The organism is Methylobacterium sp. TK26 (genome assembly GCF_055361565.1).
The window spans coordinates 1,524,405-1,543,809 of record NZ_CM143965.1; the positions used below are offsets into that span (position 1 = coordinate 1,524,405).

Below are 19,405 nucleotides of genomic sequence, written 5' to 3' on the forward strand. Positions count from 1 at the left end.
TCACGAGCCTCGTCCCTCTTCCGCGAGCTTCGGGGCGATCTCGGGCTCCGGCGGGAGCTTCGCCGCCGCCCGGCGGCTGCCGAACTTCTCCATGAGCGTCCCGACGATGCCCCGCGGCATGAACAGCGTCACGATGACGAACAGGGCGCCGAGCGCGAAGAGCCACGCATCGGGCATCGCGCCGGTCAGGATGGTCTTGGCATAGTTGACGATCACGGCGCCGAGCGCCGCGCCGACCAGGGTGCCGCGTCCGCCGACGGCGACCCAGATCACCGCCTCGATGGAATTGCCCGGCGCGAACTCGCCGGGGTTGATGATGCCGACCTGCGGCACGTAGAGGGCGCCGGCCACGCCCGCCATCATCGCCGAGACGGTGAAGGCGAGCGTCTTGAAGTGCTCCGGCCGGTAGCCGAGGAACCGGGTGCGGCTCTCGGCGTCGCGCACGGCGATCAGGATCTTGCCGTAGGCCGAGACGGTCATCACGCGGGCGATCAGGTAGCCGAGCGCCAGGGCGATGCCGGTGGCGACGAAGATGCCGACGCGGAAGCCCTGGGACTGGACGTTGAATCCCAAAAGATCCTTGAAGTCGGTGAGGCCGTTGTTGCCCCCGAGCCCCATGTCGTTGCGGAAGAAGGCGAGCATCAGGGCGTAGGTCATCGCCTGGGTGATGATCGACAGGTAGACCCCCGTCACCCGCGAGCGGAAGGCGAGCCAGCCGAACAGGAAGGCCAGCAGCCCCGGCACGAGGAGCACCATCAGCGCGGCGAACGCGAAATGGTCGAACCCGTACCAATACCAGGGCAGGCTCTTGTAGTTCAGGAACACCATGAAGTCGGGCAGGAGCGGATTGCCGTAGACGCCCCGGCTGCCGATCTGGCGCATCAGGTACATGCCCATCGCGTAGCCGCCGAGCGCGAAGAACGCCCCGTGGCCGAGCGAGAGGATGCCGCAATAGCCCCAGACGAGGTCGAGGCTGACGGCCAGCAGCGCATAGGCGAGGTACTTGCCGAACAGCGAGACGAGGTAGGTCGGCAGGTGCAGCCCGGAGCCCTCCGGCACGGCGAGGTTCAGCACCGGCACGGCGAGGCAGAAGGCCGCCAGCACAGCGAGGAAGATCCAGCCCTTCAGGTCGATGAGGCGGGTGCGGGGGGGCATGGCGCTCACGATTCCACCGCCCGGCCCTTGAGCGCGAACAGCCCGCGCGGGCGCTTCTGGATGAACAGGATGATGAAGATCAAAAGCCCGATCTTGGCGAGCACCGCGCCGATATACGGCTCGGCAAGCTTGTTCACGACGCCGAGCGTCAGGGCCGCGACCAGCGTGCCCCAGAGGTTCCCGACGCCGCCGAACACCACCACGAGGAACGAGTCGATGATGTAGCCCTGGCCGAGGTTCGGCGAGACGTTGTCGATCTGCGACAGGGCCACCCCCGCGATCCCGGCGATGCCGGAGCCGAGCCCGAAGGTGAGGGCATCGACGTAAGGCGTGCGGATGCCCATCGCGGCGGCCATCCGCCGGTTCTGGGTGACGGCGCGGGTCTTCAGGCCGAACGAGGTCTTCCGCAGGACGAACAGCAGGCCGAGGAACACCGCCAGGGAGAACAGGATGATCCACATCCGGCCCCAGGTGACGGACAGGCCGTAGAAATCGAAGGCACCGCTCATGAAGGCCGGGGCGCCGACCTCGCGGTTGGTCGGCCCGAAGAGCGAGCGCACCGCCTGCTGGAGCACGAGGCTGACACCGAAGGTGGCGAGCAGGGTCTCCAGCGGCCGCCCGTAGAGGAAGCGGATGATGAACCGCTCGATCAGCACCCCGACCAGCCCCGCCACGAGGAAGGCGCAGGGGATGCTGATGGCCAGCGACCACGGGAACAGGGCCGGCGCCTTGGTGCGGATCGCCTCCTGCACGAGGTAGGTCGTGTAGGCCCCGAGCATCACCATCTCGCCGTGGGCCATGTTGATGATGCCCATCACGCCGAAGGTGATGGCCAGCCCGATCGCCGCCAGCAGCAGCACCGAGCCGAGCGAAATCCCGTACCAGACGTTCTGCAGCGCCCCGAGGATCGCGAGGCGCGTCTCGATGGCCGCGATGCCCCGTCCGGCGGCGGCGCGCACCGCCTCGCTCGGATCGCCGCCGAGGCCGCGCAGGATGCCCATCGCGTCGCCGTCGCCCCGCGCCTGGATGGCGGGTAGAGCCGCGAGTTTTTCGGATTCGGACGTGCCGGGTTTGGCCAGGAGGACGGCGGCGCGGGCCTCGCTCATCACCTGCTTGACGCCCGCATCTTTCTCCCGCGCGAGCGCGGTGTCGAGGGCGGGGAGGGCGGCGGCGTCCCGAGCCTTGAACACGGCATCCGCCGCCTCCCGGCGCTTGGCCGGATCGGGGCTCACGAGGTTCAATTGGCCCTGCGCCGCCTCGATGCCGCGACGGACGCGGTTGTTGGCGCGAACGGCCTTGAGCGCGGGATCGTCGGGCGCGGCGGCGCCGGTCTTCGCGTCGGTGAGCGCGCTGCCCTGGCGGATGAAGAGGGCCTTGTCCGAGGGCCGCGCCAGGAGGCGCCCCTCCGACAGGGCCGAGAGCACGGCCCCCGCCCGCGGATCGCCGCTCGCGGCGAGCCCCGCCACGCCGGCCTCGATCTCGGCATAGCTCTCGCCGGCAAGCTGCGCGTAGGGGTCGGGCCCCTGGGCGAGCGCCGGGCCGGCGAGGAGCAGGAACAGGAGGGTGAGGAGGCGGATCATGCAAGGGGATCGCGTGGAGTGGCGCGGGTACCCCTCTCCCCGCTGGCGGGGAGAGGCCCACGGACACCTTGGCGTGTCCGTGGGAAGCGGAGGCGAAGCCGAAGCGAAGGTGAGGGGGCTTACCGGATGAGTCTCGGTCGGCACGCCTCCTCACCCCCGGCTGCCGCCTCGCTTCGCCCCCGACAAGGGGGGCTCAGCCCTCTCCCCGCAGGACGGGGAGAGGGGACTCACGTCACGCCCCGCCGCACTTCTTGGTCTTGGTGTTGTAGTTGCCGCAATTGAGCTTCACCCAATCGGCTTCGAGGTCCTTCGAGCCGTCGAGCTGCTTCGACCACGCCTCGCCGGGGATCAGCTTGTCGGTCTTCCACACCACGTCGAACTGACCGTTGCCTTCGATCTCGCCGATGAAGACCGGCTTGGTGATGTGGTGGTTCGGCAGCATCTGGGCGGTGCCGCCGGTGAGGTTCTTCTGCTCGATGCCCGGCAGGGCGGCGATGACCTTGTCCGGGTCCGTCGTGCCGGCCTTCTCGACCGCCTTCACCCACATGTTGAAGCCGATGTAATGGGCCTCCATCGGGTCGTTGGTGGTGGCCTTGGGGTTCTTCTTGAACGCCTGCCACTTCTTGATGAACTCCTCGTTCTCCGGCGTCTTGATCGACTCGAAGTAGTTCCAGGCCGCGAGGTGGCCGACCAGCGGCTTGGTGTCGATGCCCGCGAGTTCCTCCTCGCCCACCGAGAAGGCGACGACGGGGATGTCGGTGGCCTTGATGCCCTGGTTGCCGAGTTCCTTGTAGAACGGCACGTTCGCGTCGCCGTTGATGGTCGAGACCACGGCGGTCTTCTTGCCGGCCGAGCCGAACGCCTTGATCTTCGACACCTCGGTCTGCCAATCGGAGAAGCCGAACGGCGTGTAATTGATCATGATGTCCTCGGCCGCGACCCCCTTCGACTTGAGGTAGGCTTCGAGGATCTTGTTGGTGGTGCGCGGGTAGACGTAATCCGTGCCCTCCAGCACCCAGCGCTTGGCGCCGCCGCCATCCTCGGACATCAGGTAATCGACCGCCGGGATCGCCTGCTGGTTCGGCGCGGCGCCGGTGTAGAACACGTTGCGCTCGCTCTCCTCGCCCTCATACTGGACGGGGTAGAACAGGATGTTGTCGAGTTCCTTGAACACCGGCAGCACCGACTTGCGCGACACGCTGGTCCAGCAGCCGAACACGGCCGAGACCTTGTCCTTCGAGATCAGTTCGCGGGCCTTCTCGGCGAAGAGCGGCCAGTTCGAGGCCGGATCGACCACCACCGGCTCCAGCTTCTTGCCGAGGAGGCCGCCCTTGGCGTTCTGCTCGGCGATGAGCATCAGCATGGCGTCCTTCAGGGTCGTCTCCGAGATCGCCATCGTGCCCGACAGCGAGTGGAGGATGCCGACCTTGATGGTCTCTTCCGCCCGTGCGGCGCCCGTCGAAAGCGCACCGAGGGCGAGGCCGGCGGCCAGCGCGGCGGCCGAACTCCAGGTCTTCCAAGTCTTCACGGTCATCCCCTTGTCGTCTGCGCGAGACGTCGCAGACGGAGGCAATGGCCGTGCCAGTTTTTTGGGCAAAACCGCGGATCGAAGCCCCGGAGCGATCACAGGCCGGTGCCGTCATCCCGGCGCGGTCCGGTCTCTGCTAAAGCCGGGCGGTCAGCCCGGAGAGAGCGATGATGCATGAGTCCGACGCGGCCCCGCAGCGCATCGCCCTGATCGGCGCGCCGATCGAGGTCGGCACCCATGAGCCCGGGGCGCTCATGGGACCGGCGGCCCTGCGCACCGCCGGGCTGGTGCGCACGCTGCGGGACCTCGGCCACGCGGTGGAGGACAGGGGCGACATCGCCCCCGCCGGCCTCGCGCCCGGCGCCACGGGCCTGCCGGCGGTGGCCGCCTGGGCGCAGGCGCTCTCGGAGGCCGTCGAGGCGGCGCTCGGCGAAGGGGCGGTGCCGCTGGCCGCCGGGGGCGATCACAGCCTGTCGCTCGGCTCCGTCGATGGGGCCATGCGCCATTGCGCCCGCACCGGGCGGCCGCTCATGGTGCTGTGGCTCGACGCCCATGCCGACTTCAACACCCTGGAGACCTCGCCCTCCGGCAACGTCCACGGGATGCCCCTGGCGGCGCTCTGCGGCGAGCCCGGCTTCGCGGCCCTGTTCCGCCAGCCGGCGCCGCCGCCGCTGGACCCGCGCCGGGTCCATCTCTTCGGCCTGCGCTCGGTGGATGCCGGGGAGCGCGCCCTGGTCCGTGCCCGGAAAGTGGGCGTCACCGACATGCGCGAGATCGACGAGTTCGGCGTCGTCGCGCCCCTGCGCCGGCTGCTGGAACGGGCGGCCGAGGCGCGCGCCCATCTCCATGTGAGCTTCGACATCGACTTCCTCGACCCGTCCATCGCCCCGGCCGTGGGGACGGCGGTGCCGGGCGGGGCGACCTTCCGCGAGGCGCATCTCATCATGGAGATGCTGCACGATTGCGGCCTCGTCGGCTCGCTGGACGTGGTCGAACTGAACCCGTTCCTCGATGAGCGCGGGCGCTCGGCGCGGGTGCTGGTGGAGCTGGTGGCCAGCCTGTTCGGCCGCCGCATCCTCGACCGGCCGTCGTCGCCGGAGCCGTTGCCTGCGGAACAGGCAGGGCGCGGGTGAGGGCGATGCACACGGAACAGGCAATCGGCGCCCCCTCGCGGCAGCGCTCCGTGGGCACGATCCGCCTCGCGGTGGGGCCGAGCGGAGAGGGCGGGCCGACGCGCCTGCGCGACCTCGCCGAATCCGGCCCCTCGCGCCTGCGCTTTCCCCGGGTCGGGGACGTGCCGGAGGCGGTTCTGGTCAACACGGCGGGCGGCATCGCCTGCGGCGACGTCTTCCACGTCGATCTCGACCTCGCGGGGGGCAGCGACCTCGTCTTCACCACCACGGCGGCGGAGAAGATCTACCGATCCGACGGGCCGGACAGCGTGATCGAGAACCGGGTGCGGATCGGGGAGGGCGCGCGGCTGGCGTGGCTGCCGCAGGAGACGATCCTGTTCGACCACGCGCGGCTGCGCCGCCGCTTCGAGGTGGATCTCGCAGCCGATGCGGGGCTGCTGGCGGTGGAGATCGTCGCCTTCGGCCGGGCGGCCCGGCGGGAGCGGATCGGGCAGGGGCTCTTCGCCGATGCGTGGCGGGTGCGGCGGGGCGGACGCCTCGCCTATGCCGACACGGCCCTCCTCGAAGGCCCGGTGACGGACCTGCTGGCCCGCCCCGCCATCGGCGGCGGCGCCGGGGCGGCGGCGACCCTGCTCGACGCCTCCCCCGGCGCCGAGCCCCGGCTGGAGGAGGCCCGCGCGATCCTCGCCGGGCTGGAGCGGCCGGAGGAGGGGATCGAGGCGGCGGCGAGCGCCTGGAACGGGCATCTCGCCCTGCGGATGCTGGGGCCGATTGTGGGGCCGTTGCGGGAGCGCATGGCTCGCTTCACGGCGGCCTATCGCGGGTTGCCGATGCCGCGGGTGTGGCAGACCTGAATTGGGTGCGTCTCGCCCGTTGCCTGCCGGGGCCGACCTCTGCTAGAGACGCGGCCTCCGGGGCCAGCCGCCAGGCCCCGCGCGGCCTTGCGCCGCGACCGGATGGCCTCGTGGCGGAGTGGTGACGCAGAGGACTGCAAATCCTTGTACGGGGGTTCGATTCCCTCCGAGGCCTCCATCCTTTCTCTTTTATCGCTTGGTTCGACGCAGCCCCGCCCGCAAGGCCGGGGCTTTCGGCGTTTGGCCGCTGCCTCTGGCGCCCGCCCTGGGCGTTGCCTTTCGGCCACGGGGGCATCGCCGGCATTTATCCCGGCAAACAGGGCTTGCGCGGTCCGCCAGCGCTGTGTAGAGACACCCCCGCGATCCCCGATAGCTCAGTTGGTAGAGCAGGCGACTGTTAATCGCCTTGTCGCAGGTTCGAGTCCTGCTCGGGGAGCCATCGCCCTAATAACTCCCTCGCATTGTTGGTCTATTTGCTTTGGCTCCCGCACCGGGTGCTGAGGTGAGGGAATAGCGTCGCCGTTCCAGCGGTCGGCAATACGCTCCGCGAGCGTCGTTCGATTGGCGCCGCGCACGTCAGCGGCGCTCTCGCGGTTCCCCTCGGCCCATCCGAACCACGCGTTGGGCTCGCCCACCGGATCTCGAAGCGCGCGACCTCGTCCTCCGTTTTTCCGGCCTGACGAGGGCGTCGGCAATGTCCTGGGTGGCGAGGGGAGGGGCGGCGCGGAGGCTGGCTCTCGCGGCCACGATTCAACGCCCGGCCCCGTCATGGGTCCAGGCGTTGCAGGTGTGCTCCAAGTCGGCTGTGCGGACGCCCCATTCCCAGAGGCGGAGCGTCCCGTCCCGCGCTACTCGCGCGAGGCCATCATGTCATGGGTGAGGACGGTGAGCTTGCCGATCAGGCTGGTCAGGTCGCCCTTGCGGCAGGACCATTGCGTACCGATCGCCTCGCCGTCCGCCGAGACCGAGACCACCGCCACCGAGCGGAGCTTGCCCTCGCGCGCCAGGGCCAGTTGCTCCTGCAACACCTCGATCACCGACGCGACGCCTTCGTCGGCGACCGTCGGTGCGAGCCTGGCCGGGAAGGCCACGACCGTCGCCTCGTCCGCCTGCTGGCTGCGCTTGTTCATCGGCTCCGCCGCTCCTGTTCCTCGAATGAGCGATCCTTGCGGGGCCGGTTCGGGCAGAGTGTGGCAGCTTATCCTTACTGGATCAAATCAACCAGGCATTGTGGTATCCGTGCCACATCCCCGGGCTCCGCCAAGCGCCACGCGGAGCAATATCGCGGTTGCGAACGTTAGTGCTGCATGAGCACACAGATCGATCAGAGCCACACCGTCGAGATCGTGCCCTGCACCGGCGCGTTCCCGAGCTTCCGCTGGATCATCCGCCGGCCGGACGGGACCGCTCTGCGCCATTCGCCCTACGCCTTCTCCACCGAGAAGGGCGCGCAGATCTCCGCCTCATGCTGGCGCCGAGAGCTCGCCGAGGCCGGCATCCGCTGAGGTCGCCGCCTCAATAATACAGCGTGGGGTTGCAGTAAGCGTGGCCGTGGCGGGAAGGCTTCGGCGGCCTCCCCATGATCTCGGCGGGGTCCGCGCAAACAAAAAAGCAAGGCCACGAGGCCTTGCTTTTAGAAATGGCAGTCTTTCGGCCTTGGTTTTCCCGACGCATTGCCTGCGTGGTGGCCGGTTTTTCCTCCCGAGACTCGGACCCTGCGCCGGCCCTCTCGGGCGTCGCAAACATCGCGGCCTGCTTATAGGAACAACAATGCGTGCTGTCACCGGGGTTGGAGAAAAAATCTGCGCTTTTTTGCCGGCCACGGGGAACGGCGTGTTCGCGCCCTGGTTGCGCGTCCTCGCCGTAAGAAACCGGAGCGATCTTTCGCCGGCCCCACGATCCGCTTGTATTTTGCCACAGTGACGTGTTGTGTGCCCCGCGCCGGGGCCACCGAGCCCCGCAAGGCTCCCGTTCGAAGCGATCGATGCGTCTCTCCCGCTACTTCCTGCCGACCTTGCGCGAGACGCCCAAGGAAGCCGAGATCGTCTCTCACCGGCTGATGCTGCGCGCGGGTCTCGTGCGCCAGGAATCGGCGGGCATCTACGCGTGGCTGCCCCTCGGCCTGCGGGTGCTCAATAAGGTGTGCGACGTGATCCGCCGGGAGCAGGACCGCGCGGGCGCCGTCGAGATCCTGATGCCGACGGTCCAATCCGCCGAGCTGTGGCGGGAATCCGGCCGCTACGACGCCTACGGCAAGGAGATGCTGCGCCTGAAGGACCGGCACGAGCGTGAGATGCTCTACGGCCCGACCGCCGAGGAGATGGTCACGGAGATCTTCCGGGCGAGCGTGCGCTCCTACAAGGACCTGCCGAAGAACCTCTACCAGATCTCGTGGAAGTTCCGGGACGAGGTGCGGCCGCGCTTCGGCACGATGCGCTCCCGCGAGTTCCTGATGAAGGACGCCTATTCCTTCGATTTCGATCAGGCGGGCGCCCGGCACGCCTACAACAAGATGTTCGTCGCCTACCTGCGCACCTTCGCCGGCCTCGGCCTGCAGGCGATCCCGATGCGCGCCGACACCGGCCCGATCGGCGGCGACCTCTCGCACGAGTTCATCATCCTCGCCCAGACCGGCGAGAGCGCGGTGTTCTGCGACAAGGCCTATCTCGACATGGCGATTCCGCCGGAGACGGTGGATTTCGACGACGTCGCCGGCCTCCAGGGCCTCGTGGACGCCTGGACCTCGCGCTACGCCGCGACGGAGGAGATGCACGAGGAGGCCGCCTTCGCCGAGGTCTCGGAGGAGAGCCGCCTCTCCGCCCGGGGCATCGAGGTCGGGCACATCTTCTATTTCGGCACCAAATATTCCGAGCCGATGGGCGCCAAGGTCGCCGGGCCGGACGGGATCGAGCGCCCGGTCCACATGGGCTCCTACGGCATCGGCCCGAGCCGGCTGGTCGCCGCGATCATCGAGGCCTCGCACGACGAGGCCGGCATCATCTGGCCGGACGCGGTCGCCCCGTTCGACGTGGCGCTCATCAACCTCAAGGTCGGCGATGCGGGCACCGATGCCGCCTGCGCGCAGATCCAGGGCGAGTTGGAGGCCGCCGGCCTTTCCGTCCTCTACGACGACCGCGACGAGCGGCCGGGCGCCAAGTTCGCCACCGCCGACCTGATCGGCCTGCCCTGGCAGGTGATCGTCGGGCCGAAGGGTCTCGCCGAAGGCAAGATCGAGCTGAAGCGGCGGGCCGGCGGCGAGCGGGAGAGCCTCGCTTCCATCGACCTGCTGGCCCGCATCAAGCGCGTCTAAGGCGGCCCGATGGCGGGGCTCGCACCGATGGTTGGCCGGCTAAGGGGCCGCGCGGCGGAATGGGCCTCCGGCTTCGTCGCGAACATGAAGGCGGGCACGCCGCCCTTCGCGCCCTTCGAGTGGCTGCTCGCCGGCCGTTACCTCCGCGCCCGGCGCCGGGGCGGCGGCGTCTCGGTGGTCGCCTTCTTCTCGGTGCTCGGCATTGCGCTCGGCGTCGCCACGCTCATCATCGTACTCTCGGTGATGAACGGCTTCCGCGCCGAGTTGCTCTCGAAGATCGTCGGCATCAACGGCCATCTCTTCGCCACGCCCATCGACCGGTCCTTCACCGATTGGCAGGACCTGTCCGACCGGCTGTCGAAGGTCGCGGGGGTGAAGGCGGCGGTGCCGCTGGTGGAGGGGCAGGCCTTCGCCTCCTCGCAATATGGCGGCTCGGGCGTGCTGGTGCGGGGCATCCGCGCCCAGGATCTCGATTCGCTGGCGGCCGTCACCACCTCCGTCCGGGGCGGTACGCTGGAAGGCTTCGATGACGGCAGCGGCGTGCTGATCGGCAAGCGGCTGGCCGATTCCCTCGGCCTGCAGGCGGGGGACACGATCACCCTCTCGACGCCGAAGGGCGCCTCGACCCCCTTCGGTACGGCGCCGCGCACCAAGAGCTACGCGGTGAAGGCGGTGTTCGAGGTCGGCATGACCGAGTTCGACCAGACCTTCGTGTTCATGCCGCTCGCGGAGGCGCAGACCTTCTTCAACCGCGAGGGCGACGTCTCGCTGATCGAGATCTACGTCGATGACCCCGACCATGTCGGCGACATGCGCGAGCCCCTGGAGATGGCGGCCGAGCGGCCCCTGCTCCTCACCGATTGGCGCCAGCGCAACCGGACCTTCTTCGGGGCCCTCGAAGTCGAGCGGAACGTGATGTTCCTGATCCTCAGCCTGATCGTGGTGGTGGCGACGCTCAACATCGTCTCCGGCCTGATCCTGCTGGTGCGGGACAAGTCGAGCGACATCGCGATCCTGCGGACCATGGGCGCGACGCCGGGCACGGTGATGCGGGTCTTCCTCATCAACGGCGCGCTGATCGGCGTGGTGGGCACCCTCTCGGGGCTGGTGCTCGGCATCCTCATCACCGTGAACATCAAGCCGATCCAGCGCTTCCTCTTCCCCGGCGCCTGGGATCCGACGGTGCGCTTCCTCGCCGAGATCCCCGCCGAGATGAACCCGCGCGAGATCACGGCGGTGGTCGTGACCACGCTGCTCCTGTCGCTCGCCGCCACCCTGTATCCCTCGTGGCGCGCCGCCCGGCTCGATCCGGTGCAGGCCCTGCGCTACGGCTGAGGCCATCACCATGAGCTCTGGCTCCCCGCCAGCCGATGCCCCGCCGGTGCCGGCCCTGTTCTTCGCGCAGGTCGAGCGGCGCTACGCCCAGGCCGAGGGCGCCCTCGAAATCCTGCGCGGGACCGATCTCGCGATCTGGCCGGGGGAACTCGTCGCCCTGGTCGCCCCCTCGGGGGCAGGCAAGTCGACGCTCCTCCACCTCGCCGGGCTGCTGGAGCGGCCGGATGGGGGCGAGGTCTATATCGGCGGCCGCCCGACCTCCGCGATGGCCGATGCCGAGCGCACCCGCCTGCGCCGGGAGGAGATGGGCTTCGTCTACCAGTTCCATCACCTCCTGCCGGAATTCTCCGCGCTGGAGAACGTGATGATGCCCCAGCTCATCCGGGGCCTGAAGCGCGGCGAGGCGAAGGCGCGGGCCTCCGAACTCCTGACCTTCCTCGGCCTCCAGGCCCGGCTCGCCCACCGTCCGGCGGAACTGTCCGGCGGCGAGCAGCAGCGCGTCGCCATCGCCCGCGCGGTCGCCAACGGGCCGAGGCTGCTCCTGGCCGACGAGCCCACCGGCAACCTCGATCCCGGCACCGCCGGCCATGTCTTCTCGGTGCTGATGTCCCTGGTGCGGGCCTCCGGCCTCGCCGCCCTGGTCGCGACCCACAACCTCGACCTCGCCGCGCGCATGGACCGCCGGGTGACGATCCGCGACGGGCAGATCACGCCGCTGGATTAAGCGGCCGGGCGGCCTCGCAACCCTTTATTGACCATCTTCGAAAGCCACCCGCCTGCCGTGCAAAACTCCGCTTCCAAAAGAACAAAACAAGAACATACTGCCTCAGCGAATGCGGGAGGTGGCGATGATGCTCAAGCGGGCGATCCTGACCGGAATGGTGGAGTTCATGGCCTTCGGGATTCTGTTCGGGGCGTTCGGCGCCTGGGCGGTAGCCCTCGCACCGATCCGTTGAGGGCGCGCTTCCAACCGGGCGGAAGTTCCCGCGGAACCGGGGTTGTCCACAGGCTGTCCCCGCTTTTCACAGGGCGGCCACAGGGCCGCGAAATCGACGCGCGGGCAGTGGATAAGTGCCCGGTGCGACCCTCCGGCGGTCGACTCTCGGGCGGACAGGGCCGATCCTCCACGGCCCCCGAACAAGGCCGGACATGACACGTCAGTTGAAGGAGGTCGGCTTCGTCCACCTCCACGTCCACTCGTCCTATTCCCTGCTCGAAGGCGCCGTGAAGGTCGGCGACCTCGTGAAGGCGGCCGTGTCCGACCGGCAGCCGGCGCTGGCCCTCACCGACACGAACAACCTGTTCGGCGCCCTGGAATTCTCCGAGAAGGCGGCCAAGGACGGGCTGCAACCCATCGCGGGCGTGCAACTCTCCGTGGCCTTCGAGGGGGCGGACCCCCATGCCCGCACCCTGCCGACCTATCATGGCGTGGTGCTGCTGGCGCAGGACGAGGAGGGCTATGCCAACCTCCTGCGGCTGGCGAGTCGGGCCTATTTCGACTCGCCGCTCGGCGAGGCGCCCCGCGTCGCCGCCGCCGTGCTCGCGGATCATGCCGGCGGCCTCATCGCGCTGACCGGCGGGGCGGGCGGCCCCCTCGACGGGGCTCTGCGCGCCGGCCGCCCCGAACTCGCCGCGAGCCGGCTGGAGAGCCTGAAGCGGGCCTTCGGGGAGGACAACCTCTACGTCGAGATCCAGCGCCACGGCCTGCCCGAGGAGGGGCGGATCGAGGCGGCGCTCCTGCATCTGGCGGACCGGAACGGCCTCGGCGTCGCGGCGGCGAACGAGACGTTCTTCTCGAAATCCGACGATTACGACGCCCACGACGCGCTCCTCGCCATCGCGGACGGGCGGATCGTCTCGGACGACCGCCGCCGCAAGCTGACGCCGCGCCACAACTTCAAGACCCGGGCCGAGATGGCGGCCCTGTTCCACGACCTGCCCGATGCCCTGACCGCGACGGTCGAGATCGCCATGCGCTGCGCCGTCCGCGCGCGGACCCGCAAGCCGATCCTGCCGAACTTCTCCCGCGTGGCCGGCAGCGAGGCCGCGACGCTCGCCGAGGCGTCCGGCGCCGTGGCCCAGACCATCGCCGCCGACGAGCCGACCGAGTTGCGCCGCCAGGCGGAAGCCGGCCTCGAACTGCGCCTGCAGCAGCACGGCACGGCGCCGGGCTTCACGGAGGACGATTACCGCAAGCGGCTCGCCTTCGAGCTCGACGTCATCGTCTCGATGAAGTTCCCCGGCTACTTCCTGATCGTGTCGGACTTCATCAAGTGGGCGAAGGAGCACGACATTCCGGTGGGGCCGGGGCGCGGCTCCGGCGCCGGCTCGCTGGTGGCGTGGTCGCTGCTCATCACCGACCTCGACCCGCTGCGGTTCGGCCTGCTCTTCGAGCGGTTCCTGAACCCCGAGCGCGTCTCGATGCCGGATTTCGACATCGACTTCTGCGTCGAGGGCCGCGAGCGCGTGATCCGCTACGTGCAGGAGCGCTACGGCGAGCGTCAGGTCGGGCAGATCATCACCTTCGGTACGCTGCTCGCGCGCGGCGTGCTGCGCGATGTCGGCCGCGTGCTGGAGATGCCCTACGGGCAGGTCGACAAGCTCACCAAGCTCGTGCCGCAGAACCCGGCCAACCCCGTCACCCTCGCCCAGGCCATCGAGGGCGAGCCGAAGTTGCAGCAGGCGATGGAGGAGGAGCCCATCGTCGGCCGCCTCATCGACATCGCCAAGAAGCTGGAGGGCCTGCACCGCCACGCCTCGACCCACGCGGCCGGCGTGGTGATCGGCGACCGGCCGCTGGAAGAGTTGGTCCCCCTCTACCGAGACCCGAAGACGGGCATGCGCGTCACCCAGTTCAACATGAAGTGGGTGGAGCAGGCCGGCCTCGTGAAGTTCGACTTCTTGGGACTTAAAACTCTCACGATGCTGCGGTGCTGCACAGACCTGCTGAAGCAGCGCGGCATCGAGATCGACCTCGCGAGCCTGCCGCTCGACGACCCGGACACCTACGCGCCGATGGGCCGGGGCGAGACGGTCGGCGTGTTCCAGGTGGAATCGGCCGGCATGCGCAAGGCGCTCTGCGAGATGCAGGCCGACCGGTTCGAGGACATCATCGCCCTCGTGGCCCTCTACCGGCCGGGCCCGATGGCCAACATCCCCGTCTATTGCGAGCGCAAGCTCGGCCGCGACGCGGGCAACGAGGCCAACTGGTACCCGCATCCGAGCCTGGAGCCGATGCTGAAGGAGACCTTCGGCATCATCGTCTACCAGGAGCAGGTGATGGAGATCGCCAAGGTGCTCGCCGGGTACACCCTGGGCGAGGCCGACATGCTCCGCCGCGCCATGGGCAAGAAGATCCGCGCGGAGATGGACGCCCAGCGCGAGCGCTTCGTGAAGGGCTGCGAGGCGGGGGGCCTCACCAAGGCCAAGGCGAACGAAATCTTCGACCTGCTCGCCAAGTTCGCCGATTACGGCTTCAACAAGAGCCACGCGGCGGCCTACGCCCTGCTGACCTACCAGACCGCCTATCTGAAGGCGAATTATCCGGTCGAGTTCCTGGCCGCCGCCATGACCCTCGACATCGACAACACCGACAAGATCGCCGAATTCCGGCAGGACGCGCAGCGCCTGAAGATCACCGTCGAGCCGCCCTCGATCAACGCCTCCGGCGAGGTGTTCGAGGTGCGCGACGGCAAGATCTTCTACGCGCTGGCCGCCATCAAGGGCGTCGGCCGGGAGGCGGTGCGGGCGCTGGTCGAGGCGCGGGGCCAGAAGCCCTTCACCGACCTCTCCGACCTCGCGCGGCGCCTCAACCCGCGCCTCGTGAACAAGCGGACGATGGAAAGCCTCGTCCAGGCCGGCGCGCTCGATGGCATCGAGCCCGACCGGGCGCGGGCCTTCGCGGCGGTTGAGCCGATGATGCGGCTCGCCTCCAGCGCGGTCGAGGCCGAGACGACCGGCGTCGCCGACATGTTCGGCGGCGTCGCCTCGGCGGACGTGTCCCTGCGCATCCCGCCCCATGAGCTGTGGCCCATGGCCGACACGCTGAAGCGGGAATACGCGGCGATCGGGTTCTTCATCTCGGGCCATCCGCTGGACGAGTACGGCGACCTCCTCGACAAGCTGCGGGTGCAGAGTTGGACGGATTTCTGCCGGGCGGTGCGGGCGGGCACGACGAGCGTCGGCCGGGTCGCGGCCTCGGTGCTGGACCGGGCCGAGCGGCGCACCAAGACCGGCAACAAGATGGGCATCGTCACGCTGTCGGACCGGACGGCGCATTTCGAGGCGATCATCTTCTCCGAAGGACTCGGCCAGTACCGGGACATCCTGGAACCCGGCCGCCCGCTGGTGCTCCAGTTGCAGGCGAACCTGGAGGGCGAGGATGTCCGCGCCCGGATCATGACCGCCGAGCCCCTGGATGCGGCCGTCGCCCGGTTCCAGAAGGGCATGCGCATCCACCTGGAAGACCCGCGCGGCATCCAGGCGGTGCAGAGCCGCCTGACCATGCGCGGGGAGGGGGAGGTGTCCCTGGTGCTGCGCCTCGACGGCGGCGGGCGCGAGGTGGAGATCCGCCTGCCGGGCCGCTACCAGGCGACGCCGCAACTCGCGGGCATGCTCCGCGCCATGCCCGGTGTGGCGCAGGTGGAGGTGAGTTAGGGACCGACCGTGCGAAGGCCGGCGTGGGGCGGAAGGCGGTCTGGCGGCTTTCGCGATGGATGTCCGCGCAACCGGACAGTCGCGCGGATCACGGTGGGCCGCAGCTCGGGTCGGATCACCGTCCGTGCTCTGCCAGAACGGTGTCTCGCTCCGCCTTCAGGATGCTGATGAGCCGCCCGGCGAGTTGCCCCACAGGTCGGCCAGCGGGGCGGATCATCACCGACTCGATGGGCAGGCAGGGTCGAAACGGGCGCAGCACGATCGGAAGATGGGCCAGTTCGCGTGCCGGAATGGGGTCTACAATGGCCAGCCCAGCACCTTCCGCCACCAAGCCGCAGCGTGCTGCCGTGTACTGAGCCATGTGCAGAAACCTCGGCTCCGTGGCTGCCTCACCAAAGGCCGCCTCGACCGATTGCTGGAAGATGCCGGGAGCGCCCGCGATCAGGGTCTCGGCCATGAGATCCTGCACCGTCACGAATGGGGCCTGCGCCAACGCGTGCCCGATCGGCAACGCACAGACCGCGTCGACCGACAGGAACGGCTCGCTGTCGACGCCGACATAGCCGGAGCGTGGCCGCCCGATCCCGAGGTCGCACTGGCCGGACGCCACCCAAGACCAGATCGTGTCCGGCGCTGGGACGTGGAGCGCCACACGCGCGCCCGGGTATTCCACGCCGAGGCGGCGGATCGCACGCGGCAGCAGGCGCGATGCCAGCGACGGCTGGCACGCCACCTTCAGCGGTCCCGTCCCGAGTTCCCTGATCTGACGTGCGGCGTCGCGCAGATGATCGAGCCCCGCATAGGTCCGCTCGACCTCGCGGGCGAACGCCTCGCCCTCGACGGTCGGCGTCGCGCTGCCGTGGCCGCGAATGAACAGCGCGAACCCCAGTTCCGCTTCGAGCTGCGCGACCGCCCTGCTGACATGCGGCTGACCGATGCCGAGCGCGTCCGCGGCCTTGGTCATGCCGCCGTGCCTCAGAACCGCGCGGAAAAGGTCGAGATGCCCTGGGTTCATGATGCCTGTCGTGCATGGAGACGCGCGTTTTGAGCATTTGACGACATGCCGCGAGAGATGGTGTCAATGCCGGGCGCGCCGAACCAACGGACGCGACGCCGCCGGACAGGGCCATCCGGCGACGCTCAACGTGCTTCTTCCATCAGCCCTCGCGGTCGTGGTCAGGCTTCACGTCTGACGTCGTCGGCGTCGCGCTGCGGATTCGGCGGCGTGGTGTGGATCCGCCGCCGACGAGCGGGCCCAAGAAAGTTCAGACGATGCGACGGGCAACCAACGGCTGGCTCAGCGGCCTGATTGGGGTGGTGATCTTCAGCGCTTCGCTGCCGGCAACGCGGATCGCCGTCGGTGGCTTCACTCCGGTGTTCCTCACCTCGGCGCGGGCCGTGATCGCGGCCATGCTCGGGGCGGCTCTTCTGCTGCTGCTCAGGCAGAAGCGGCCGGCGGCCGGCGACCTGGGGCCCCTTGCCATCGTCGCGCTTGGGGTGGTGGTCGGCTTTCCGCTGCTGACGGCGCTCGCGCTTCAGCACATCACGTCCGCCCATTCCATCGTGTTCATCGGCCTCCTGCCGCTGGCAACGGCGACCTTCGGCGTCCTCCGTGGCGGCGAACGTCCCAAGCCCGCCTTCTGGCTGTTCTCCATCATCGGTGCGCTGGCGGTCGTCGGCTTCGCGCTCTCACGTGACGGCGAAGCGTCGTTGACGGGCGATTTGCTGATGGTGGCCGCCATCCTGCTCTGCGGGCTTGGCTACGCCGAGGGCGCGACCCTCTCCCGCCGCCTGGGGGGCTGGCAGGTGATCTCCTGGTCTCTGCTCCTGTCCCTGCCCGTCATGGGCGCGGTCGCGCTGGCTGCCATGCCTGGTACCTTTGCCGGGATCGCGGTGCCCGTCTGGGCGAGCCTCGCCTACGTCTCCGTGTTCAGCATGCTGGTCGGGTTCGTGTTCTGGTATCGCGGGCTGGCCCTCGGCGGTATTGCCGGCGTCGGTCAACTCCAACTCCTGCAACCCTTCTTCGGATTGCTGCTGGCCGGCCTGCTGCTGCACGAGCCCGTCCCGGCGAGCATGATCGCCGTCACCGGCCTCGTTGTGCTCTGCGTGGCGGGCGCCAAGCGGTTCGCTCGATAATCCGCTCGCGAGCGACGCTCGCCTCACGCTGTGCGCCCGTATCGGGTCGGAAGCAGTCCCCGGAATCGTCCCGCGAAACGGGTTTCGAGCACAGCACCCGCTCAGGTGGGCGCGCCCGGCACGCAGGGCTCGATCACCTTCCGCATGGCGGCGGCGTCGGTGACGGGGAAGGTCGCGATGATCGCGGCATCCCCGGTGCGCGGGCTCGATTGCGTCCAGACGATCCGCGCATTCGCCTCCGCGAGGCCCGGCGCGATGCCCCGGAGGGGGCTTTCGGTGCGCCTCGGGCCGGCGACGGTCAGGGTGAAGCTGGTGGCCGGATCGGCGGCCACCGCGCCGCTCGCCGGGGCGATCATGCTGCGCACGCCGTTCGCCCCCGCGACCCGGATCGCGGTGAGGGGCTTGGCCGTGCCGCCCGGCCCCTCGAAGGCGTCGAAGTCGAAGGTGGCGGAGACATCCGCGAAGCGCGGGATCGTCAGCGCCGCCGAGAGCCCCGCCTGGGCCGGATCGCAGGCGAGGCGCAGGGTGACGTGGCGGGACGCGCCGCCGATCGTCGCCTCGCCCACCAAGCCCACCTCCTCCGCCAGGACGGGAGAGGCCAGAACGACGAGAGCCAGGGCGGGGGCGACGATCCGCATGGAAGCCTGATCCGTTAACGCCGCATCGCGGCCGGGAAGGGTCGCTTTACCACGGGAGGAGGAAAGGGGCTCTCAACCCAGGGTTAATGTGCGCTGCAGCAACTCATTCAAAAGTGATCGATCCTACACCGCCACGCTTAGGTCCTCAGGCGTGGCCATGCGCATCAAGATCACCCTCGGCCTCATGCTCGTCGTGTATCTCATCGACGGCCGGGCGCCGGGCTTCCGCGAACTCCGCAACCCCGATGCCGAACATGCCGGCGCGCGCAACATCGTCGCGACGAAGCGGGCGTGGGTCTGACGCGGCGGCCACGCCGCGCGGCGGATACAGCGACGCGGAAAACGCCTATATCCCTCCCATGCAATGGACGGACGACGCCCTGGTGCTGGGCCTGCGCCGGCACGGGGAGAGCGGCGTCATCCTCGAAGCCATGACCGCCGAGCACGGGCGCCATCTCGGCCTCGTGCATGGCGGGCGCTCGCGCCGGATGCAGCCGGTGCTCCAGCCGGGCAACCGGGTGCGCGTGACGTGGCGGGCGCGGCTCGACGAGGGGCTGGGCGCCTTCGCCGTGGAGCCCTTGGCCTCCGAGGTCTCGCGGATGATCGGCTCGGGCCTCGCCCTCTACGGGCTCGGGGCCCTCGGCGCGCTGCTGCGCCTCCTGCCCGAGCGCGACCCGCATCCGGCGCTCTACGAAGCCGCCGGCATCCTCGTGGAGCATCTGGACGACCCCGCCATCGCCCCGCCGCTGATGGTGCGGTTCGAACTCGCCGTGCTCACTGAACTCGGCTTCGGCCTCGACCTCTCGGCCTGCGCCGCCACCGGGGGCAACGACCGCCTCGCCTACGTCTCCCCCCGCACCGGCCGGGCGGTGAGCGCGGCGGCCGGCGAGCCCTACAAGGACCGCCTGCTCGCGCTGCCGACCTTCCTGCGGGAGGGCGGGGCGCCCGGCCCGGACGGCGTTGCGCAAGGGTTTACCTTGACGGGATACTTCCTCGACCGGCACGTCTGGGGTCCGCGCGGCCTCACGCCACCGGAGGAGCGGGCGCGATTCGTTGCGCTCGGCGTCGCCGCCGGTTAAT

At 69.4% G+C, this 19,405-nt stretch carries 16 protein-coding genes and 2 tRNA genes; 12 read left to right on the top strand and 6 right to left on the bottom strand.

What is annotated here, in order from left to right:
- From urtC to urtA, 3 genes are all read right to left on the bottom strand, one after another.
- Positions 1–1,155 carry an urea ABC transporter permease subunit UrtC gene (gene urtC, locus ACXJ1Y_RS07465; RefSeq protein WP_463850057.1) on the bottom strand — a complete coding sequence of 385 codons (1,155 nt, stop codon included), beginning with the start codon at positions 1,153–1,155 and terminating at the stop codon, positions 1–3.
- A gap of 5 nt (positions 1,156–1,160) precedes the next feature.
- A complete protein-coding gene (gene urtB / locus ACXJ1Y_RS07470) occupies positions 1,161–2,735 on the bottom strand; it encodes an urea ABC transporter permease subunit UrtB (protein WP_463849448.1) in 1,575 nt (524 codons plus the stop codon).
- Positions 2,736–2,967: 232 nt separating this feature from the next.
- Positions 2,968–4,269, bottom strand: coding sequence for an urea ABC transporter substrate-binding protein (gene urtA, locus ACXJ1Y_RS07475; RefSeq protein ID WP_463849449.1), 1,302 nt, complete (start codon positions 4,267–4,269; stop codon positions 2,968–2,970).
- Between the two features lie 161 nt (positions 4,270–4,430).
- Between urtA and rocF the strand changes: the two genes are divergently transcribed.
- The 4 genes from rocF (at position 4,431) to ACXJ1Y_RS07495 (ending at position 6,689) form a co-directional block, all read left to right on the top strand.
- The gene (gene rocF / locus ACXJ1Y_RS07480) at positions 4,431–5,396 is read left to right on the top strand and encodes an arginase (RefSeq protein WP_463849450.1); all 966 of its coding nucleotides are present in this window, start codon (positions 4,431–4,433) and stop codon (positions 5,394–5,396) included.
- Between the two features lie 5 nt (positions 5,397–5,401).
- Complete coding sequence (locus tag ACXJ1Y_RS07485; protein ID WP_463849451.1) at positions 5,402–6,250, top strand: urease accessory protein UreD; 849 nt, start codon at positions 5,402–5,404, stop codon at positions 6,248–6,250.
- 104 nt (positions 6,251–6,354) lie between these two features.
- A tRNA-Cys gene (locus ACXJ1Y_RS07490) sits at positions 6,355–6,428 on the top strand.
- A 185-nt stretch (positions 6,429–6,613) separates the two neighbouring features.
- Positions 6,614–6,689 (top strand) — tRNA-Asn (locus ACXJ1Y_RS07495).
- Positions 6,690–7,098: 409 nt separating this feature from the next.
- Here ACXJ1Y_RS07495 and ACXJ1Y_RS07500 read toward each other — a convergent pair.
- Entirely contained in the window at positions 7,099–7,380 is a 282-nt protein-coding gene (locus ACXJ1Y_RS07500) for a hypothetical protein (RefSeq protein ID WP_463849452.1), read from the bottom strand.
- Between the two features lie 177 nt (positions 7,381–7,557).
- On the opposite strand from ACXJ1Y_RS07500, the gene ACXJ1Y_RS07505 reads away from it, so the two are divergent.
- From ACXJ1Y_RS07505 to dnaE, 5 genes are all read left to right on the top strand, one after another.
- Positions 7,558–7,755 (top strand): hypothetical protein, encoded by a 198-nt coding sequence (locus ACXJ1Y_RS07505; protein WP_463849453.1) that lies wholly within the window; start codon positions 7,558–7,560, stop codon positions 7,753–7,755.
- 479 nt (positions 7,756–8,234) lie between these two features.
- On the top strand, positions 8,235–9,560 hold the full coding sequence (proS, locus tag ACXJ1Y_RS07510) for a proline--tRNA ligase (RefSeq protein ID WP_463849454.1): 1,326 nt from the start codon (positions 8,235–8,237) through the stop codon (positions 9,558–9,560).
- Between the two features lie 84 nt (positions 9,561–9,644).
- The gene (locus tag ACXJ1Y_RS07515; protein ID WP_342165566.1) at positions 9,645–10,895 is read left to right on the top strand and encodes a lipoprotein-releasing ABC transporter permease subunit; all 1,251 of its coding nucleotides are present in this window, start codon (positions 9,645–9,647) and stop codon (positions 10,893–10,895) included.
- A 10-nt stretch (positions 10,896–10,905) separates the two neighbouring features.
- Positions 10,906–11,619 (top strand): ABC transporter ATP-binding protein, encoded by a 714-nt coding sequence (locus tag ACXJ1Y_RS07520; RefSeq protein WP_463849455.1) that lies wholly within the window; start codon positions 10,906–10,908, stop codon positions 11,617–11,619.
- Between the two features lie 425 nt (positions 11,620–12,044).
- Positions 12,045–15,551, top strand: a complete 3,507-nt coding sequence (gene dnaE, locus ACXJ1Y_RS07525) for a DNA polymerase III subunit alpha (RefSeq protein ID WP_463849456.1) — start codon at positions 12,045–12,047, stop codon at positions 15,549–15,551.
- A 115-nt stretch (positions 15,552–15,666) separates the two neighbouring features.
- On the opposite strand, the gene ACXJ1Y_RS07530 is transcribed toward dnaE, so the two are convergent.
- Positions 15,667–16,569, bottom strand: a complete 903-nt coding sequence (locus tag ACXJ1Y_RS07530; RefSeq protein WP_463850058.1) for a LysR family transcriptional regulator — start codon at positions 16,567–16,569, stop codon at positions 15,667–15,669.
- 254 nt (positions 16,570–16,823) lie between these two features.
- On the opposite strand from ACXJ1Y_RS07530, the gene ACXJ1Y_RS07535 reads away from it, so the two are divergent.
- Positions 16,824–17,687 (top strand): DMT family transporter, encoded by an 864-nt coding sequence (locus ACXJ1Y_RS07535; protein ID WP_463849457.1) that lies wholly within the window; start codon positions 16,824–16,826, stop codon positions 17,685–17,687.
- 101 nt (positions 17,688–17,788) lie between these two features.
- Here ACXJ1Y_RS07535 and ACXJ1Y_RS07540 read toward each other — a convergent pair whose 3' ends face one another.
- Entirely contained in the window at positions 17,789–18,325 is a 537-nt protein-coding gene (locus ACXJ1Y_RS07540) for a hypothetical protein (protein WP_463849458.1), read from the bottom strand.
- A 151-nt stretch (positions 18,326–18,476) separates the two neighbouring features.
- On the opposite strand from ACXJ1Y_RS07540, the gene ACXJ1Y_RS07545 reads away from it, so the two are divergent.
- Together ACXJ1Y_RS07545 and recO are read left to right on the top strand one after the other, a co-directional pair.
- Entirely contained in the window at positions 18,477–18,626 is a 150-nt protein-coding gene (locus tag ACXJ1Y_RS07545) for a hypothetical protein (RefSeq protein ID WP_463850201.1), read from the top strand.
- Positions 18,627–18,684: 58 nt separating this feature from the next.
- Positions 18,685–19,404: a DNA repair protein RecO gene (recO, locus tag ACXJ1Y_RS07550; protein ID WP_463849459.1), complete on the top strand. Its 720-nt coding sequence runs from the start codon at positions 18,685–18,687 to the stop codon at positions 19,402–19,404.
- Position 19,405 lies beyond the last annotated feature (1 nt).

What these genes read in the sequence shown, in the direction of transcription:
- ACXJ1Y_RS07540 (WP_463849458.1), bottom strand. Translation starts at nt 18,325, where the DNA reads ATGCGGATCGTCGCCCCCGCCCTGGCTCTCGTCGTTCTGGCCTCTCCC.
- ACXJ1Y_RS07500 (WP_463849452.1), bottom strand. Translation starts at nt 7,380, where the DNA reads ATGAACAAGCGCAGCCAGCAGGCGGACGAGGCGACGGTCGTGGCCTTC.
- urtB (WP_463849448.1), bottom strand. Translation starts at nt 2,735, where the DNA reads ATGATCCGCCTCCTCACCCTCCTGTTCCTGCTCCTCGCCGGCCCGGCG.
- proS (WP_463849454.1), top strand. Translation starts at nt 8,235, where the DNA reads ATGCGTCTCTCCCGCTACTTCCTGCCGACCTTGCGCGAGACGCCCAAG.
- rocF (WP_463849450.1), top strand. Translation starts at nt 4,431, where the DNA reads ATGATGCATGAGTCCGACGCGGCCCCGCAGCGCATCGCCCTGATCGGC.
- dnaE (WP_463849456.1), top strand. Translation starts at nt 12,045, where the DNA reads ATGACACGTCAGTTGAAGGAGGTCGGCTTCGTCCACCTCCACGTCCAC.
- recO (WP_463849459.1), top strand. Translation starts at nt 18,685, where the DNA reads ATGCAATGGACGGACGACGCCCTGGTGCTGGGCCTGCGCCGGCACGGG.
- ACXJ1Y_RS07505 (WP_463849453.1), top strand. Translation starts at nt 7,558, where the DNA reads ATGAGCACACAGATCGATCAGAGCCACACCGTCGAGATCGTGCCCTGC.
- urtA (WP_463849449.1), bottom strand. Translation starts at nt 4,269, where the DNA reads ATGACCGTGAAGACTTGGAAGACCTGGAGTTCGGCCGCCGCGCTGGCC.
- ACXJ1Y_RS07535 (WP_463849457.1), top strand. Translation starts at nt 16,824, where the DNA reads ATGCGACGGGCAACCAACGGCTGGCTCAGCGGCCTGATTGGGGTGGTG.
- ACXJ1Y_RS07515 (WP_342165566.1), top strand. Translation starts at nt 9,645, where the DNA reads ATGAAGGCGGGCACGCCGCCCTTCGCGCCCTTCGAGTGGCTGCTCGCC.
- urtC (WP_463850057.1), bottom strand. Translation starts at nt 1,155, where the DNA reads ATGCCCCCCCGCACCCGCCTCATCGACCTGAAGGGCTGGATCTTCCTC.
- ACXJ1Y_RS07520 (WP_463849455.1), top strand. Translation starts at nt 10,906, where the DNA reads ATGAGCTCTGGCTCCCCGCCAGCCGATGCCCCGCCGGTGCCGGCCCTG.
- ACXJ1Y_RS07485 (WP_463849451.1), top strand. Translation starts at nt 5,402, where the DNA reads ATGCACACGGAACAGGCAATCGGCGCCCCCTCGCGGCAGCGCTCCGTG.